This is a genomic window from Terriglobia bacterium, from assembly GCA_020072645.1.
In the GTDB taxonomy this organism is placed as follows: Bacteria; Acidobacteriota; Terriglobia; order Terriglobales; family Acidobacteriaceae; genus Angelobacter.
In genome coordinates, this window is the sequence record JAIQGK010000001.1 from 196,049 (window position 1) to 213,692 (window position 17,644).

The following is a 17,644-nucleotide window of genomic DNA, read 5'->3' on the forward strand; positions in this document are numbered from 1 at the left end:
AGGAGAACAACACCAACATGAGTGGAACCCTTGTAGCCAGCGGGCTGTCCAAAATTGGCCGGCCTGAGTTGGCGCAGATTGCAGTTCCTGAAGCAACCTCAACCCACAAACCCGTGCCTCATCACACCATCGTCGAGGCGCTGGTTGAAACCCTCAGCTTTCGCCACATCGGAGTTGTCCAGGAGGAATACGCTGTCTCTCCCGATGGCATGAAGATGTTTGGCGTGCTTGATCTGGAAACGCAAATGGAAGGATGCCGTTTCTCCATCGGCATTCGTAACTCCCACGACAAATCGATTCGTCTGGGACTCACCGCCGGCCTGCGGGTCTTTGTCTGCTCCAATATGGCATTCAGCGGCGATTTCACACCTGTGACAATGTTGCATAGTCAGGCCTGAGATAGCAGTTCTCTTCGTCGTTACCAGGCACAAGACCGAAATCCAGCCTCTGGCACTGGGCAAATTTATCCCGCATCTCCATCACAAATGTGAAGCCCAAGAGCGCAGCTAAGGCCGTGGCACACTGATCACGATGGAGTCATCAGCAAACCCACGATCATTCTGCGTTAAGCGGAAAATGACGTTGATCATCTCTGTGTTTATGTCGATTTGCTGTATAAGGGTCCGGATAATCTCTCGTCTACGATGCCAGTCAGCGTTGGTGAGGTCGGCACCCATGGCAGTCGACAAATCGCGCACGCGTTGCACGGCCCATCGGAGGTTGTCTAAACGACTGACATCGCCTGTATCAGCCTTGATTTTGGCATCCAGATCAGTGATCCGTTCCTTGGTTCTATCCATCCGTAGTGTGAACTGTTCCTTGTCAATCAGCCCCGCGGTGAAGCCGTCGATCAAGCGCTCCACGGCGTGCTGCAGCTTGAGGCGCTGTGCTTTGAGACTCTCAAGGCGTTCCAAGGGAGCGCCGGAGTCACGACCTTTATACTCTTGCTCTAATCTTCGAGGATTCGTTAGCAGTTCGCAGACCTGCTGCCACACAGCTGTTTCTAGGAACTTGCCCTCGACTTGCCTATTGCGGCAAATTGGTTCGCCGCCAAATCGATAGCCGTCGGACCCGCTGCATCGGTAATAAATGAAATCTTTCATCTGGCGCCCCGCGCCTAATTGGCGAATCGTTTTGCCGTAGTATGCATATCCGCACAACGCGCAGCAGGTAAGCCCCTGCAGGAGATAGCCTGGCCTGCGTCGTCCTTGTCGCGCTCGGCTGCGATTCTCATCTAATTGGGCGTGCGCAGCGCGAAACAGCCCTGCGTCGACTAAGGCTGGAACGGAAATATACACCCACTCCTGTGGGCCAGCTTCGACTGGCCTGTTGCTTCGGTGTGGTTTCGATGGACGCCCACGCGCCGCTCGCGGACGGGCCTGCTTTCCGCGTGGCATCATGTGTGTTTTCCCGTATGCGGCCTGTCCCCGATAAGCTGGGTTCTGGAGAACGTGCCACACAGCCTGTCTCGACCAGATTGGCTTCCTGGTAGCAGTGAGTTCACCTGCTTTCTCAAGCCGACGGCAAACCTCTGACAGACTGCAACGATCCTCAGCCACCCAAGCGAAAATCTGTTTGACGACCCGCGCCTGCCCGTCAACTGGCTCAAATCGTGCTTGGCCACCTCCCTCTTGAACAGACACATAGCGGTATCCGAAGGGAGCGCCGGACATCACGTTGACCGATCCTCCTTGCGCAGCGTGCTTCTTGCCACGTCGACTCCGCTCCATGATCTTGGCTCGCTCATATTCCGCGACGATTCCTTGCACCTGCAGCAGCAAATCATCTTCTGGGCTCTTGCCGAGTGGCCGATTTAGAAAAACGACTTCGATCCCTCGCCGCTGCCACTCGTCGAGAAGCAGGACCTGGTAGGCGTAGTTGCGTGCCAGTCGGTCTGGTGAGTGGACATAGATCCGATCGATAGCGCCAACGCTAACAAGATCGCGCAACCGATCCAAGGCTGGGCGAATAAGCGTGGCGCCGCTATACCCGTCATCGACAAACCGCCGCTCCGGCGGTACGGGTGTGCCGTCATTGCTAGCGCGCTCGCTGAGTACGGCAATCTGGCTTTCGATGGTGTGCGCGGCTGCCTGTTGTTCGCCGGAGACGCGCGCGTAGAACGCAGTTCGAATCGTGGTCATAGAAGCCTCCACAGAGAGGCTGAGAGAGCGCCGTGGCTGTGATCAAGTGCGAGGTCTGTGTTGGCAGTGAACTTAACTTGAAAGGAGAATGAATCAAATGTTAGAAACAAGCACGCTTATTTCATGCACGGGCAAAATCACTCGGGCGGAACTGGCTAATCTGCCAACGCCGCCGGCAACAGCAACTCATATCCCAATCCCGCATGCCGCGGTTGTGCAGAGCCTAGTCGAAACCTTGAGCCACCGCCAGATCGGTGTGGTCGGCGAAGAGTTTGCTGTATCGAGCGGTGCAATGGAGATGTTCGGCGTGCTCGACCTGGAAACCAGTTTCGAGGGATGCCGATTTGCAATTGGGATTCGGAACGCGAACAACAAGCGATTCCGGCTGGCATGCACCGTCGGATTGCGAGTATTCGTCTGCCACAACCTCGTGTTTCGAGGTGACTACACTCCCGTCTTGGCGAAACACTCGAAGCGCTTCTCGCTCGAAGATGCGCTCTCCATTGGCGTGGACAGGATGCAGAGGAATTTCGATCCGATGCGGCAGCAGGTCGAACGTTGGCGAGCGCTGCAGCTGTCTGCAGAGACTGCAAAGCTGACGATCTACCGGGCTTTCGTCGAAGGCGATCTAGACGTCCCGAAACACCTCGCCCGAAGAGTACACGAACTCTATTTCAATCCCCAGCATCAGGAGTTCGAACCTCGAACGACGTGGAGCTTGTCAAACGCGTTCACCTCGGCATTCCAGGAACTAGACCCGATTCCGCGGTTTAAGGCCACTGCCAAGTTGGGTGGGTTCCTGGAGGCGCGGTTCTCCGGGTTGTTCTAGCGCATGGAGCGGTATTGGCCGACCGCTTCTTGTTTAACCCAACTCATGAGTTATGGATGGGTCGTTTTGGCGTTTGAGCGTTTTTAAAGAGGAGAGCTTTGCGTAGGTGGAATAAACGCTGCGTCAACTTAAACTTTTCTGCGGGCAAGAAAATCAAGAATGGTGCGGGAGAATAAATTTGAACCTCCGCTCCTCCTGGTCCCGAAATCGCCAACATCGAATGAAAGCAAACTACTTGCAGTTTTTAGAGTGGTGCTTCAGTCGGTAAGGGCGTTCTCTTTTGGTCGGGGTTCTCATTCAGAGATGAATGGGACCCCCTGAGTGGCAACCCCAGAGGAATGTTTCCTCCCACCCGATGTTGGGTTTATCTTGTAGCAACTTCGATCGAAGCCAACTGATCCTGTCAGCGTTGGCCTTCGGTGTTCCGCAAAGGAATACTCTTAGCTCCCTCGCATGATCTGCCCGAAAAATCTATCCCCTCTCCCGTAGGCTCAAGCTTTCGCAAAGACAGTTCATTTGCATGGATCCAATCCTTCCATAATTGAACTTGGCGGAGCAATTCCTGATTATCGAGCTTCGGATCTGCCAGGTTCAGAGGTGGATTCGGAACGACCTTTGGAAGCTGCGCCAAGCTCCAGATACGCGGTTCTGATAAGAGCTTGGAATCCTGGCCAGGCTTGGTTTTTGCTCGATAGTATCGAATACGCGCTCCTGGTGACAGCAACTCTCGATACATCTGGATGGCATACCAGCCGCCTATATTCGGCAATTCCTCCAGTGCCATTGATTGCATCTTCTGTTTGTCCGCACCAAGCAACTCGCAGACAAACTGCTGCTGCTCCGCTTTGTCTCCTAGTTTCGCGCGCGCCGTTCTGGATTTCAGCTTGTCCTCAGCAGAGAAAATTAATCCGACAGGACGAAATTCCAGCTTGTTACTGGAGAGGCCAACTGCGAGCAAGCTGCCTCGTCCTGCCAATGTCTTCGCCAGCGGTCTGCGGGAATGTTGTGCATCAACTGTCGGAATCGCATTTCGTATCTCCGGCGAGGAAGTTATTAGAGCTAAGAGTAGAAAAGTTGTCACCATTTGGTTACCCCAAATCTCATTCACCGAACTCTCTTCAAGCCCGGCAGCATTGGAGCGGACGCTGCTGTGTGCCGTAACTCCGGGTTTTCAATTATCTTCTGAATCACTCTGAATACATGGAAGGTGGAGATGTGCGATGTAGTCTTGAGCCACCCGCAGCCTGGCCTGCTGCTCACTCGTAATGTTGGGTGCGGCTGCTTCCGACTCCAATTGGGCAACTACATCTTCTTCGCAAGTCCTGTGGATCAGGCCAAGCGCGTGAGCCGCATTCATTCTAATCAAATCGTTGTCACTTTCTTTGACCGTCCCGATCAGATATGAAACCGCCGGCTTTCCTATGACGGCTAGTGCGCCTATGGCAGGATACTGGATTTCCCTTGTCCCTAATTCATCCCCTTCAAAATCGAGCAGTCCAACCAGCGCGCCGGCGTAAGAACTGTCGCGGGACAGCGCGTAAAATGCCTTCTTGATTCTTGCGGGCTCGGCTTGGGTCCCAAATCTCTTCGCATCAAGTAAGAACTGCAATGCAGCCCGGCTGTACTCGGTATCCCTTGCTAGGGATATGTTTAGCACGGCCTCCCGGCCGCTCTCGAGCCGTATCTTTTGGCACTCTTGAAAATACCCAACCTCCTTGGCACAGACGCGGTATGGTCCGGGGGGGATGGTCTCTGCAATGGTTCCTTCGTCATGGGTTGTCAGAGTAAAGCGCAAACCACCCTCCTCATTGGGCTTCGCTCTGGCTGTGTCCCATTCCACTTCGAAACGCGCATTAGCGATCGGATTTCCATTGCTATCTAAGACTTTTCCGCTCAACAAAGGTTCTGGAGGGCAGTCCTGGTAGGAATAACTGCCCGCCGGTTTAAGTTTCATGAGTTCCTGCTCGTGATCCTCAATCCATTGTTGCCATTTCGATGCATCTTCCTGGTATGTCAGCAGGCCGCCGAACGACAAACCCTCGGGCTCCTTGGGTGCCGGACCATCAGGAAAAAGCCGGCGCAATTCTGAGACAGCATACCGCCTTAAATTGGGGTAGACGACGTCAGACCGGCTCCAGCCTATTTGGTTTTCCGGGTGCTCCGAAAGAGCAGAACCTAGGATATTGGTCCGAAACCACCCCCCAATATAAGGCAACTCAATCTCCGTAGCATATAAATGAATATCGATGTTCTTGCTGTAAACATCGCAAAAGACCTTTTGCTGTTGCTCCTTGTCTCCCAATTTCGCCAAGGCCAACCGGGCCGCGCCCGCAATAGATTCTTTATCTAAACCCCTGAGTTCATAGTCAGCAGGGAGTGGCTTTTCCTTGTTCTCTTGTCGGCGCACGATTTCTTGTAAGATTGGAATAAACCGCTGATCACCCGTTCCGCCTGCTTCGTAAATTGAGCTTCGATCTCCTCCTGCGAGCTTGCTCGCGAGAACTTGGTAGTTGTCAGACTGAAGCGATTGGCCGGCCATGCTACAGATAAAGAAGTAACATGCGAGCCAAAGAATAATAATCTTGTTCATTGCGAAGTTCCTGGCGGGTTCATCCTGTCCCATTCGCGTTTACGAATCCGGCACGGATCGGGATGATCAGCCGCAGCTTGTCCAAACATCAACTCATTCGTCTTATCCGCATCTACGATGTCAGGTGAGCCGAGGTAATGTCCCAGTTCGTGAGCCGTAACATTTTGCCTCGAATTGTGAATAAAAATTACATGCGGATCCTGACTGACTTCAGGATCGCGAACCAGAGTTGGCCCGTTGATAGTAGCATGTCCAGATTCTGACAGTTTGGGATTACGAAAGGTGAACCCATCCGGGTGGGTGGGAGGCGTTTGATCAAAGGCGTGCACATAAAAAACTAAGAGTTGATTGAGCGCGAAGTCTGCCACTGTGGCTTTTACAATCTCCTGCTCTTCGTCTTGTTTCTGTTCGCTATCAGGAAATGTCAGAGCCTTACTGCCGGCTGCTGCGTTGAGGTTGTAGTGCACCGATATAGCCTTAATCGGAGATACAGTAAGAGTAATCCCCGTCTGTTTGGGGAAGATGCGAGTCAGTTCATTTTGCAGTACTCCCTGTGTCGGTACGCTAGTCGGCTTCAATTTGCCATTCAGTTCGCTTACGCTATAAGGCGCAACGGCAAATTTTTTGTTCTGCTTAACATCTACTAAGACACGTCCAACCTCCGTCTGGGTCACACGGTTGATGAACTTTAGCCAACGAGGAGCAGAGGGAACGTCAATCGTTCCGTCCGGCTTAAACGTCGTCATTTCGGGCAGACCAACGGATTCGAACGTGACGTCGGTATCGACACCAGTCAAATGATCCGGGGTTATGGTGAAAACTGCGATATCGTTGCTTTTCAGGTCAATATTTTTCCAGTCGGGATAGTGCATCCTGACGACTTTCTGCGAATCAGTCCTTTCCTGAGTAGTCCGTTGCGCGCCGGCAGTCGCTGCGAACGGAAGTACCAACGCGGTGGGCTGTAGGCTGTCGTCATAACCCGAACAAGCATCCGCCTGCACGGGCTTGAATTCAGGTTGTTTTTGCTGGCCCGAATTTCCATCGAAATCGACTGGAAAGCCTGCACTGATTTCATCGTCCAAGGATGTGCCCGCCAGCGAGGTATCGACCACCTGCCTGGACCCAAAATCCCCCTCGACTAGGAACAAGCTCGGGTCGAGATACGAGTCAGGGTACACTCCCTCAACTGTTGGTGATGGCGTACCATTCATATCTACGAACTGAGTCCCTTGTGCATTCACATGAATGATGCCACCGTTGTCTGTCGCCGCAAGCGCAGCTAAGCTGCTCGTGCTCCACTTCGGGATACCACTTGCGACATCCACAGCTGTAATGCTCAGCCCTCGGCTGGTTATAAAAGCCGTGCCTTGGTCATTGCTTGAAATCTCGCCGTCGGCCGGTAGCGGCACTGTATACACCGGGCTGCCATCCAAAAGCCGAGACAGAACGAGTTGCTGCGGATCATTCGCGGTCGATGATCTCCCACCCCAGGCAAGCAATAGCCCTCCGTTGCTATCGGGAGCGATCCTTCTGAAGAAAGCCTGGGGCAGCTGTGACGCGCCCTTGTCAAAACCCCAACCGCCGACAAAGCCGCCTAAAGTGGCTTCACCGCTCCAGGATACGCTATTCACCGGGAGGTGTTGTACTGCGCCGGCGGGGGTGATTTGGGCTATACCCACACTTGCACTGTACTGCATTTGACCGTCAAGGGCGCTCACGAAGTAAGCAGGATCTGCGGGCGGCGCTCCTGGTGGGACAAAAATTTTAGTGAGCGCGCAGTGTGAGTAGCTATAGGCGACATTCTCTCCTGTCTCCATGACATATAAATTACCATCTGTTCCGACAATAGGCTGAATTGAATTCTCGCCAGCACCTCCCACCGGTAACGGAACATTGATTGGCCTCGCAGCGGAAAAATAAGCTGCACAAGGCTGCCACGGATTCGTAGAGGTGACGGCGGTGCCGTCAGGGTTCGTGGTGTCTGGCTGCTCCGAAGAGATTACGCTCCGCGAGGAGGGCAATCCGCCACGATACCTGAACTTTTCTGTACCTGTGCCATCGTCGAGCGCGATGAGAGGAGAATCGTGATTGTTTGTGTCGTCTCCCTCTGACCAGAAGTATATCGTACCGTCGGGTCCGATCGTCGGCTCGAATGTGACATTAGTTGGTGTTGTGTATGTCCACTTGGGCTTGCCATCGGGCCCATATCGATACAAGGTATTGAAATTGTCGTTGTCGCCGCAGCACTCACCCATCATCGTCAGAATGCCGCCGTCGTTAGTGCCGGCGGAGACAATGGGAAAGATAAAGTCATTTCCTGGGTGCGGATTGAGGGTCACTTTCCACTTCGAGTGGCCGCTTTCGTCAAGTGCATCCACGATTGCCGTGGCGGTCTCGAATGATGTGAAGTAAAGATAAGGATCGTCCGGGGTATTCCGTCTTGCCTTTATTCCATCGGCAAAACCACCATTTTGTGTCTGCGGATAAAAGCTCCAAGCGGGCGTCCCCACGGGCGTGCTACCAGGCAAATAGATCATCGCCTTTGCCTGAGCAGTGCCCAGAGCAGACGTCGCGGTAATGGTCACTTCGCCCGGTTGCAGTGCCTGAAGGATAGCTGCTCCCGGAGTGGTATCTGAAGTGATTGTAGCGATCGTGGACTCGTCAACGCTCCAGGTTGCATCAGTGACGACATTGCCCGCCGCGTCTGATACGCTGAGCTTGGCAGATGCTGCGACCACCAGACTAGTTTCGTCTGGCGTGACATAGATCGCCTGGGCCGCGAACCGAATGGCTGGGGTAAATGTGAATTGGACTCCATTACTCGGACCGCTGGCGGTTGTAACGACTACGGGACCGGAATGCACTCCTGCGGGAGCCGGAACAACGATCTGCGTGTCACTCCAGAAACTCGGAGTGGCCGCGAGGCCATTGAACGTTACTGTGCTGTTGTTTTGCGAAGAGACGAAATTCGACCCGAAAATGGTGACAACACTACCAGCGACCCCGGCACTGGGACTGATGAATGAAATCACCGGCGGGGGCGGCAAGATGACCACGAAAGCAACGCCGTTGCTATTCGCTAGGCCGCGTGAGACCACAACGGGCCCGCTTTGGACCAGAGGAATGACAGCCGTGATGGAACTGTCGCTCCAGGAGATTACGTTCATGGCAACGCCGTTCAGTGAAATCGCAGCATTGCCCTGTGCGCCTCCGAAGTTGGTGCCAGTCACAACGATTTGGCTACCGGGTGCGGAAGTGATGGGCTGGCCGCCAGGTGGAACCGTGATGGGAGTGACAGAATCTATGTGCGGCGCATTCTGATCGAGGACGGATACGGATTCTAGCGCCACATAGGCAAAGCCATCATCACGCGTTACTTGATCGGTAAGTGTAATTTTTTGACCTGAAGAGGCGGCCTGGAACTGGATGGTGTACCCCTTTTCACTGAAATTATTGGGGGTTGAAAAGGCTTGCACGAAAGGCGCAGCACTGCCATCGCTCAAACTGACCCGCAAGGTGGATTCCCCATATCCCGACGCCAGATATAGCTTCAATGTGCGAAGGGTGGTATCCGCAGGAATTGTCAGGGTAAATCCGTTCTTAAAAGCCTGCATCTTCATCTGGGTGGCGGTTCCAATTTGGGAATCCGTGGGAACACCGGAACTCCAACTGTAATTGACACCGCCGAGGCTGGCCGCGTCAATAGAGTGGGCAGAACCGTCGGCCAGTGTCTTAAAGTCACTGATTTCCGGGTTGATTCCTGCCTTACGGTCTGGAATTGAGCTTCCCCAATGCACCCAATCGGATGCGCCTGCACTCAGATCAACACTGGCGGGAGAATCGACGGAAGCGGTCAAGAAGCCACCTGTGCCGACCTCAGTTATCAAGACCGGGGCCGACGTGGTACTCAGACCCTGACTGTTGGTTGCAGTCGCCGTTAGTAGATGGTCGCCTGGCGATGGGCTCGCGAGGGTGAAGTTGTAGGGAGTGGTGGCCGCATCGAAAACGTCCTGACCGTCACTGAGGAACGAAACGGAGCTGATGGCCCCGCCGATCTGAGACGCGCTGACAGTCACCGGCACGTCTGAAGGAGAAGTGAGGGTTTGCCCGTTTGTTGGAGAAGTTAGAGCCACTGATGCCTGTGCAGGCAGTAGAACTGCGGATTGCAATGACACATAGCCTGCCAGCCCAGAGGCTGCACCGTGATCCGTTTCCAAGATGTAATCAATGTTTAAAGTTTGGCCTGGCTGGGTAGCTTGGAACGTCAGCGTGTACGTGCCGTTCGTATGATGATCGCCATTCGCTGCCACGATATCAACCGAAGAGTCAACGAAGGATGGAGCGCTGTTGTCACTCAGCGATGCGGTGAGTTGGCCTTGCGCTTCCCAATCTCCGACGTAAAGGAGCAAGGTCTGAGGAACCACATCCGCAGGAATGCTGAGATGAAATCCGTTGCCGGCGCCAGTAACCGATACACCGGTCGTCGTGCGGTTAGCCACGCCGAGTTGGAAGCCATCAGTCCAGCTGTATTCGATCTCGCCGTCGCTGAACTGAATTGGGGTAGTTGCCCCGATGAGACTGAAATCCGAAAGAAATCCAACACTTGTCACTAGAGGAAAGTCGGACGATGTACCCCAATGTGCCCAGTCAATTGCATTAGGCGAGGTTAGGGTGACCGATGTGACTGTCGGAGAAACAGTTCCTGACAAAAAACCGCCAATTGTGAACGGAAGCCCGTTGCTGGCCTGCCCGCCCACCGTCACAACCACATTGCCCGATGTGGCTCCGGGCGGTACTGACGCACTAATACTTGTGTCTGTCCAGCTTGCCACCGTTGCAGTGACACCGTTAAATGTCAACGTGTTGGTACCCTGGATTGAGCCAAATCCGGAGCCGATAATTGTCACCTGTGTTCCCGTAGGACCGCTTGCGGGCGACATGGTTGTGATTGTAGGAGATGCTTGCGAGTTGACGGTAAAGTTTTCAGTTGCCGCAACGGAGTCCACAAAAAGCCAAATCGTCTGCTGCCCTGGAGTGGCGCCTTGCGGGACATTGAATACGATCTGCGTGTCCGACCAGGTGGTGATGGTCGCCGCCGGGCCGAGGCTCAACGTGCTGCTGCCCTGCGTTGCCCCGAAGTTCGCTCCCGTAAGTGTCACCTGAGTTCCGACGGTTCCGCTTGCTGGACTGATGCTGTTGATCGTTGGTGGTGAGGTGACCGTGAAGTTAAAATTATTGCTCGCTCCTCCAGCCGTCGTGACCTGAAGGGTTGCCAGACCAGGCGTTGTTGTCGTGGGTATGGTGACATTCAACTGCGAATCAGTCCAATACCAGGGAACAATCTGTGTTCCATTCAGAGTCAGTGTGCTGTTGCCCTGAGCATTCCCGAAGCCGGTTCCATTGATGATTTGTCCCCCGCCCACAGGCATGCTGCTATGGGCAACCGAAATGATTTGCGGTGCCGCTTGAGCTTGTGCATCCAGGTGGGTCATCAAAATGCCTAGAAGGGAGAGAGCTGCCATCAAGCCTTGAATGAAACGCCGCATTGTAGTTCCTCTTTTGTAATTCATCGTTGGTGGAATTCCGTGCACGACTACCGTGCGAATGCTCAAGTTCGTGATCCGGGTCTTCGCTCTTTGGTGACAATTTGTTTCGGCTTACCCGTCCGACATACTGTGCTTCGCCTGTATTTTTCAAAACCAGAACCGCTGATAGTCAGGGATGAACCGAGCGGGACTGACTAGATCTAGGGTGGGTGAAATGCTGGAGATGGCCCCCGGCAAAGGTAGTGGAGCCGAACAGGAAGTTCTCGCATCAGCAGAACAGCCCTAAGGAACCGCACGTTTTTTACCATGGTAATCTATTATCTCGAAGCAGTTGATTACCTTTTCTTCTATCGTAGGGCGCAATTGCTGTTGCAAGTTGGACGAGTGTATAGAGTAGAAATGCGTTTTGCAAGATATTTTTTCTACTCCATATTAACCATCAAATTAGTATGTACCTGGCGTGAGGTATCAAGTACGGGGCTCTCCCTATATCTTTTATCGTTACTGAGGTGGCGCGTTATTCTAATAAGGTGATCCGCCGAGCTGAAAGAGTACTGGCAAATTCCCATAATGGAATTCACGAAGGTCTTATTTCCGTTTTAGGAAAAATAAAATTACTTGCCAGCTAATTACATGTATCTCGAGCGCCATTGACCCATGAAAGGCGGGTCGTCCTTATCCTGGTTCTTTTCACATTCAAGATTTTGCATGGACAAGCAAGACACGGGCAATCGGGCTGATCTGCTCGGAGTCCACTCACCGTAACAGCGACCGTTGATCTTCGTTGTGGTTGATCATGAAGCCACCGAGGCTCACACCAAGGGATCACCGGATTCACCGAGATTCCTCGTCGGCTCTGGGAAGTCAAGACTGACGGGAATTTGGAAACATTGTCTCAGGCGTGTTCACTCCTGTCCTGGCCAAGCACACCAAGAGCTTCAACCTGGTTGACACGCTCTCTGTCGGCGTGGACAGGATTCAACGGAACTTCGAGCCGCTGCAGCGCCAGGTTGAGACGTGGAGGAAGACGCAGATCACCGACGAGACAGCGAAGCTGATCTTCTACTCCGCATTCATTGATGGCAAGCTGGAAGCTCCCAGGAGCCTCCTGCCCGAGGTCCACCGGCTCTACTTCGAGCCGCAGTACCCGGAATTCTCGGCCCGGACCATGTGGAGCCTGTCGAACGCCTTCACCAGCGCCTTCAAGAAGCTTGATCCGGTGCCGCAGTTCAAAGCAACGGCCAAGCTGGGCGGCTTTCTCGCACAATTGCCGAATTAGCCCGTGATCTCCGCTTCAATCTTACGAGGCGGCGGAGATCACGGTTTCTTTTTACCTCGCCCTTTGCCGATTACCGCACAGACAAAAAAAGCCTCGTAAGGAGTCATCATGTTCAAAGAATTACAGCCTCTGCTCGCGAAGCGTTCGCTGACAATCACGGTCGCCGCGCTGGGTGAGGGGCAAATCAGGGTCAATGTTATCCCGCATTCGCGTCCTGAAGACACCAAAGTCAACGAACAGATCAAGTATTCACACAAAGATGAGGTCGCTGCGATTCCGGAGGCGGCCGTGAAAGCCCTGACAACGCCGATCTCGCTGACTGGAACGGCAGAAGAGATTGACGCGAGGCTCTCAGATGTACTGCTTCAATTCGTCGAGTCCCATAGCCAGCTTCAGGCCACCTTTGATCGGGCCAGTGCGGAAATCTCGGATGCCGTGAAAGCGATTGACGAACGCAATAAGAACAAGTCGAAGGCCAAAACCGCCGGCGCCAAGACCGAGCAGAAGCAAGATCCCAAGCCAAAGCCCGACGACGCCAAACCCAAAACTGAGGAGACTCTGCCGCTCTGGTGGACAGACAAATCAGTTGCGCCGCCCGGAGCCCCTGCGCCACAAAGCACGAACTCCCCAGCAGCACCGGCCAATGGTTCAGCGGCAAACAGCCAATCCACGAATGCACAGGAGGCAGGGTCTCTATGCCAGTAACAGTCACCACGATTGAGCGGGAGTTCGTATTTGACGGACATCCGCTCCCCGATCCAAATCCCAACATGTCGGTCGAACAGGTGCGCGAGATGTATATTCCCACGCACCCGGAAATCACTACTGCTACCGTGACCGGCCCTGAACCTATCGATGACAAGCTCCGTTATACGTTCAGCCGGGCTATCGGGCACAAGGGATAATATGCCACGGCGAAATCAGGAAAAACGCCTGCTTCGCGCGCTTCAACGAATCGCCGTCGAGGCGCAGTCCAAAGACGCACAAATGCTAAAAGAGATGGAAAAATGCCCGTCATCAAAGACCGCTTGCGCGATCTTCGCCGGCGCCCTGAATGCATCCCACTCCGGCGGAAATCGCGACGAACTCCTCAGACCGCATGCAAGCTGGATACATCCACTCGTCTGATTGCGCCTCCTCACACGCTTACTCTTCCGGCCCTAGAAGGCGTGAAGGAGCGATTCGAGTTTTCTCTTGGCTGCGACGCGGCGCTCCCGTTGGCACGCGCACTCATAGGGAGAGGACTGCTGCGAGAGGAGCATCTGCAGGCGGCCAAGTCGCCGGTTAGTGCTCTGGAAGCTGCATTGGCGGAAATTGTGAACAACAACTTCTGTGGCGCCCAGGATGAATTCAATATCGACCTTTGCATTTCGGACCGTCTTGAGGATTATCGAAAACTCGAAGACGTGTTGTTCTTCGTCTGGAACAATTCGATGGACCCGCAGTACATTCCCCTGCGTCCTGTTTTCGAGAAACTGGATGGGAATCCGTATCGTGAAACCCTAATGGCAAGCGTTTATCAGTGGCTTTATGGTGCGGCATCTCGGGTCTTTGATCCATTCGGGTTCGCCGAGGCGAAAAACGTATATGCCTGGCGCAAGGAGTGCTACACGGAGGCACGGGAAAACGGAGAAGATGTGGATATTGAAGGCGAGGTCGAGGCTTCCGATCCGGACAAAGTAGTCAGCTACATCCGCGATTCAGCGAAACTCGTCCTTAAAGCTAGGGAAGTGGCTGCTGTCGTCGAATCAATCACGGACGAGAAGCTCCGCGCGGCGTTCGTTAGTGCTCAACAGGTGTATGAGGTCTCACAGAAAATCAACTTACCCACCATGTCGGAAGACGGCCGGCGCATTCTGGATGACGCTGCTTACTACATGGACGCCTATCCAGTGCCCGGACTGGGCATAAGCCACTGGCGGGACGATCCCATCGTCGCCTGGTTTGATGAATTTTGCCAGGAGCAGTTCGAAAGCGGCTCGACCTGTCGTGCGCCAATCATTCTCTGTTTTCGCCCAAAGGACACGAAGTTCTTCTTACAAATTGTCGAAGCGCTTCCCGGATTAGTGCGGACAATAGCCGGCCTCAGTGAGTGGGTCCGTTTTGCCCAGGAGCTCGAAAATGCGTGTAACTACGGAGATCGGTAACAGGCACGAGTTTGTATTGAAACAAGCGTTACTGGTCTATGAGGACCAGCTTTCCAGGCGCGAACAGTTCGTCACAGTCCATGACGTTATTCGCGAAGGCTCGCCGCCGCACCAATCGCGGCTGGGCCCGGGCCGGCTCCTTACGACTGCCTTCCTGAAACAGCTGTGCCGCGGCCTGGAGCGCCGAGGACAAGCAATTATCCTGCCAGAGAATGTCCTGGCCTGCACGTCGGACCTGCTGGTGTGGTGGACACCTCAAAGGCAGCATCGCATGTTCTTTTCCGATGGCGCCGAAGACCGCCGTGAACTCAACGGCAGGGCCTGCCCCCATCCAGCCCTGGTCTGGTTGGTGAGGCACGGGCGCCTCTCCCTACGGGCGCTGGACCAGTCCATTCGACCTAAACCCGCGACTCCTCTGATGATTGCTCCTTACTGGAATACTGAGCCTTTGCGCGGGGACGTTTGCGAGGGTGACATGCGGCGGCCACGTGAGACCGCCGTCAACAACATGCTTGAATGGGAAGAAGGATTCTTCAACAGCAGGTTCACTCATCCCAGCGGCATGGGCAAGCTGACGACTCATCCTGGCGGGTTCATTGGGCTGTGGACCGAGCTGGCCGGCAAGCACCAGTTCCCAAGTCAATATCTATTGCCGGCGAGGCAGACGTTGCAGCAATTTGTGGGAGAGGCAGCATAAGAATATGACCCACAGTGTTCATAAGCTCAGTCACTCGCGTGCCATGTATAGAGTGGCCGTGATCGGATGCGGGGGGACAGGCTCAGCCGTCATTGGCGGCTTGCCATTCCTGCATCAGGCACTGACCGCGATCGGCCATCCCGGCCTGCAGGTGATCATTGCTGATGGAGACAGAGTCTCAGCAACGAATTGTGTGCGGCAGCCGTTCTCTGAGTCGGAGATCGGTTTGTTCAAATCAACCGTGCTGGTGAACCGGCTGAACTTATTCTGGGGATTGAACTGGCAGGCCTCCACCGAATATGTGACCAGGAAGACCGAGGGCAAGATGGACATTCTCATTTCCTGCGTGGACACGCGTGCCGCACGTTTTGAAATTGTCCGTTCGCGGCTCTTCAAGGAATGCGGCTACTGGCTGGACATCGGGAATACAGCGGACGGTGGTCAGTTTGTGTTAGGGCAGCCACAGAACACCCGAAACAAGTGGACACGAAACAGACTGCCAACCGTGGCTGACTTGTTTCCAGAGATTATCGAACCCGCCCTCGACAAAGGTGACGATCTCCCGTCATGCAGTGCGATCGAAGCGCTCGAGCGGCAGGAGCCATTTATCAACCAAACGCTCGCATATCATGCTCTGGCCATGCTGGCACGACTCTTCCGGCATGAAGAGATTGTTTATCACGGCGGCTTCGTCAATCTAGCGAGCGGAAGAATGGCACCGCTGACAGTAGGGCTGGTAGACAAATGCAGAAGCAACTGACAGCCACGGCCAACATGCTCGTGCCCAAAATGCGTCGAGTAATATAGAGATCATGGAGAGACCAAGCAACAGCACCGTTGATTACCAGGGACTTCCATGCGGCCGCGAACCAACCGACAGGTCTCGGCGCATTCTTACGTGATCATTTGCCGTATGCATGGCGAGATGCATACATTGAAATGACTACCCACCCCGTCAATATCGTCCGCTGGCACCACGGCTCATTCGAATATGTCTTCGATGACTGCGCTTCTCTGGAACTGAGGGGCGTCGTGCCAGATGCGGCAGACGTCGAAGCCCGACTTGTCGGGGTGCTGGGATGCTCGAATCCGAAAGTGTGTTCTCGGGATGACTACCGCCTGAAGGGATGGCTTGGACCAACCGAGAAAATATTCGGTTCTGGCTGGGATAAAGGACACTACATCGCGCACACAATCGGTGGCGCTGTCGATGGAATGGAGGCGAACGTATTCATTCAGCGGCGGGACTTGAATCGGGGCTGGACGGAAGCAGGGAAGCGGTTTCGCGAGATGGAGAGATATTGCGTATCCAATCCAGGTACGTTTTGTTTCAGTCGTCCGATTTATTCGGATCAGACCGCTAGGCCCGCGTTTGTCGAATTTGGGGTACTCAAAGAAGACCGTGAACTCTGGCTAGAGTGCTTTGACAACCATCAATAGATTGGTGCATTCACCCTTTTCTTCTCTAGTCGTGCGCATTTATATTGACTCGTACGGCATTTAGCCGTACACTTTATTAAGGAGGGACAATGGCACAGGTGTTAAAACGTCGTTCAGGCTCCCGCACCCGAAAGGAGCAGCGATTAGAGGCCAGGATCACTCCGGATCAAAAGCGTTTGATTGAGCGTGCCGCTCAGCTGCGCGGCACAACAGTTACGGAATTTGTCGTTGCCAGCGCGCAGCAAGCAGCGGCGGATACGATCAAGGATTTTGAGGTATTGACCCTCCGCGACCAGGCCCGCAAAGTTTTTGTGAATGCAATACTCAACCCGCCCCCTCCAAACGAGGCCGCACGTGCCGCCGCACGTCGATACAAAGCACAATTGGGAGGGTAATTGACAAAGGAACGCGAAGAACCTCACTTTGTGATTGAGCCGCTCGGAACAAGGCATGACCGAGCGGCTTTCTCTTGTGGCAACCACCAACTGGATTCATATTTGCAGAAGCAAGCTGGGCAAGACCTGAAAAAGAGGGCAGCCGTGCCATTTGTGATCACTCCCGATCACAAGATAATTGCCGGCTTCTACACCCTCTCGCAATACGCAGTGGATTTGGGAGAACTGCCGGAAGATATCAGCAAAAGGATGCCCAGATATCCGATGGTGTCGACGACACTCCTTGGGCGTCTGGCAGTCAGCGAGAGATTTCGGGGCCAAGGTTTAGGGGAGATGCTGCTCATGGATGCACTGCATCGTGCGCTGCAATCGAGCGAACAGATCGCTTCCGCGGCAGTTGTCGTAGACGCGAAAGACGACCAGGCGGTTGTGTTTTACAGGAAGTACGGATTCATCGATCTTCCCAAAATCGAAAGACGACTCTTCTTGCCCATGGCTACCATTGCGCAGCTGTTCTCTGGAGACGAGTGAGCATCGCAGACAGGTCGCAATAGTCGACGATTGTATTTAGCGTCACAAA

The 17,644-nt window shown here is 54.1% G+C and carries 15 protein-coding genes; 11 read left to right on the forward strand and 4 right to left on the reverse strand.

Annotation, left to right across the window (positions count from 1 at the left end):
* Positions 1–17: 17 nt before the first annotated feature.
* Positions 18–398 carry a hypothetical protein gene (locus tag LAO76_00905; protein ID MBZ5489473.1) on the forward strand — a complete coding sequence of 127 codons (381 nt, stop codon included), beginning with the start codon at positions 18–20 and terminating at the stop codon, positions 396–398.
* A gap of 108 nt (positions 399–506) precedes the next feature.
* Here the strand turns inward: LAO76_00905 and LAO76_00910 are convergent, their stop codons facing one another.
* On the reverse strand, positions 507–2,141 hold the full coding sequence (locus LAO76_00910; GenBank protein MBZ5489474.1) for a recombinase family protein: 1,635 nt from the start codon (positions 2,139–2,141) through the stop codon (positions 507–509).
* Between the two features lie 97 nt (positions 2,142–2,238).
* Between LAO76_00910 and LAO76_00915 the strand changes: the two genes are divergently transcribed.
* The gene (locus LAO76_00915) at positions 2,239–2,970 is read left to right on the forward strand and encodes a hypothetical protein (GenBank protein ID MBZ5489475.1); all 732 of its coding nucleotides are present in this window, start codon (positions 2,239–2,241) and stop codon (positions 2,968–2,970) included.
* A 403-nt stretch (positions 2,971–3,373) separates the two neighbouring features.
* On the opposite strand, the gene LAO76_00920 is transcribed toward LAO76_00915, so the two are convergent.
* The 3 genes from LAO76_00920 to LAO76_00930 all read right to left on the reverse strand — a co-directional run bounded on the left by LAO76_00920 (position 3,374) and on the right by LAO76_00930 (position 11,106).
* A complete protein-coding gene (locus LAO76_00920; GenBank protein MBZ5489476.1) occupies positions 3,374–4,078 on the reverse strand; it encodes a hypothetical protein in 705 nt (234 codons plus the stop codon).
* Between the two features lie 63 nt (positions 4,079–4,141).
* Complete coding sequence (locus LAO76_00925; GenBank protein MBZ5489477.1) at positions 4,142–5,560, reverse strand: carboxypeptidase-like regulatory domain-containing protein; 1,419 nt, start codon at positions 5,558–5,560, stop codon at positions 4,142–4,144.
* Complete coding sequence (locus LAO76_00930; protein MBZ5489478.1) at positions 5,557–11,106, reverse strand: IPT/TIG domain-containing protein; 5,550 nt, start codon at positions 11,104–11,106, stop codon at positions 5,557–5,559. The genes LAO76_00925 and LAO76_00930 overlap by 4 nt, the downstream gene beginning before the upstream one ends.
* 901 nt (positions 11,107–12,007) lie before the next feature.
* Here LAO76_00930 and LAO76_00935 point away from each other — a divergent pair.
* The 9 genes from LAO76_00935 (at position 12,008) to LAO76_00975 (ending at position 17,595) form a co-directional block, all read left to right on the forward strand.
* Positions 12,008–12,385: a hypothetical protein gene (locus LAO76_00935; GenBank protein MBZ5489479.1), complete on the forward strand. Its 378-nt coding sequence runs from the start codon at positions 12,008–12,010 to the stop codon at positions 12,383–12,385.
* A 108-nt stretch (positions 12,386–12,493) separates the two neighbouring features.
* Positions 12,494–13,090 (forward strand): PRTRC system protein E, encoded by a 597-nt coding sequence (locus LAO76_00940; GenBank protein MBZ5489480.1) that lies wholly within the window; start codon positions 12,494–12,496, stop codon positions 13,088–13,090.
* Positions 13,081–13,290 (forward strand): PRTRC system protein C, encoded by a 210-nt coding sequence (locus LAO76_00945; protein MBZ5489481.1) that lies wholly within the window; start codon positions 13,081–13,083, stop codon positions 13,288–13,290. Before LAO76_00940 ends, LAO76_00945 begins: the two co-directional genes overlap by 10 nt.
* A gap of 312 nt (positions 13,291–13,602) precedes the next feature.
* On the forward strand, positions 13,603–14,532 hold the full coding sequence (locus tag LAO76_00950) for a hypothetical protein (GenBank protein MBZ5489482.1): 930 nt from the start codon (positions 13,603–13,605) through the stop codon (positions 14,530–14,532).
* The gene (locus LAO76_00955; GenBank protein MBZ5489483.1) at positions 14,507–15,229 is read left to right on the forward strand and encodes a PRTRC system protein B; all 723 of its coding nucleotides are present in this window, start codon (positions 14,507–14,509) and stop codon (positions 15,227–15,229) included. Before LAO76_00950 ends, LAO76_00955 begins: the two co-directional genes overlap by 26 nt.
* A 43-nt stretch (positions 15,230–15,272) precedes the next feature.
* Complete coding sequence (locus tag LAO76_00960) at positions 15,273–15,989, forward strand: PRTRC system ThiF family protein (protein MBZ5489484.1); 717 nt, start codon at positions 15,273–15,275, stop codon at positions 15,987–15,989.
* A gap of 179 nt (positions 15,990–16,168) precedes the next feature.
* Positions 16,169–16,669, forward strand: a complete 501-nt coding sequence (locus LAO76_00965) for a hypothetical protein (protein MBZ5489485.1) — start codon at positions 16,169–16,171, stop codon at positions 16,667–16,669.
* Positions 16,670–16,758: 89 nt separating this feature from the next.
* Entirely contained in the window at positions 16,759–17,064 is a 306-nt protein-coding gene (locus tag LAO76_00970) for a DUF1778 domain-containing protein (GenBank protein ID MBZ5489486.1), read from the forward strand.
* Positions 17,065–17,595, forward strand: a complete 531-nt coding sequence (locus LAO76_00975; protein MBZ5489487.1) for a GNAT family N-acetyltransferase — start codon at positions 17,065–17,067, stop codon at positions 17,593–17,595.
* Positions 17,596–17,644: the final 49 nt, after the last annotated feature.

What these genes read in the sequence shown, in the direction of transcription:
- LAO76_00905 (MBZ5489473.1), top strand. Translation starts at nt 18, where the DNA reads ATGAGTGGAACCCTTGTAGCCAGCGGGCTGTCCAAAATTGGCCGGCCT.
- LAO76_00910 (MBZ5489474.1), bottom strand. Translation starts at nt 2,141, where the DNA reads ATGACCACGATTCGAACTGCGTTCTACGCGCGCGTCTCCGGCGAACAA.
- LAO76_00915 (MBZ5489475.1), top strand. Translation starts at nt 2,239, where the DNA reads ATGTTAGAAACAAGCACGCTTATTTCATGCACGGGCAAAATCACTCGG.
- LAO76_00925 (MBZ5489477.1), bottom strand. Translation starts at nt 5,560, where the DNA reads ATGAACAAGATTATTATTCTTTGGCTCGCATGTTACTTCTTTATCTGT.
- LAO76_00930 (MBZ5489478.1), bottom strand. Translation starts at nt 11,106, where the DNA reads ATGCGGCGTTTCATTCAAGGCTTGATGGCAGCTCTCTCCCTTCTAGGC.
- LAO76_00940 (MBZ5489480.1), top strand. Translation starts at nt 12,494, where the DNA reads ATGTTCAAAGAATTACAGCCTCTGCTCGCGAAGCGTTCGCTGACAATC.
- LAO76_00945 (MBZ5489481.1), top strand. Translation starts at nt 13,081, where the DNA reads ATGCCAGTAACAGTCACCACGATTGAGCGGGAGTTCGTATTTGACGGA.
- LAO76_00955 (MBZ5489483.1), top strand. Translation starts at nt 14,507, where the DNA reads ATGCGTGTAACTACGGAGATCGGTAACAGGCACGAGTTTGTATTGAAA.
- LAO76_00960 (MBZ5489484.1), top strand. Translation starts at nt 15,273, where the DNA reads ATGTATAGAGTGGCCGTGATCGGATGCGGGGGGACAGGCTCAGCCGTC.
- LAO76_00965 (MBZ5489485.1), top strand. Translation starts at nt 16,169, where the DNA reads ATGACTACCCACCCCGTCAATATCGTCCGCTGGCACCACGGCTCATTC.
- LAO76_00970 (MBZ5489486.1), top strand. Translation starts at nt 16,759, where the DNA reads ATGGCACAGGTGTTAAAACGTCGTTCAGGCTCCCGCACCCGAAAGGAG.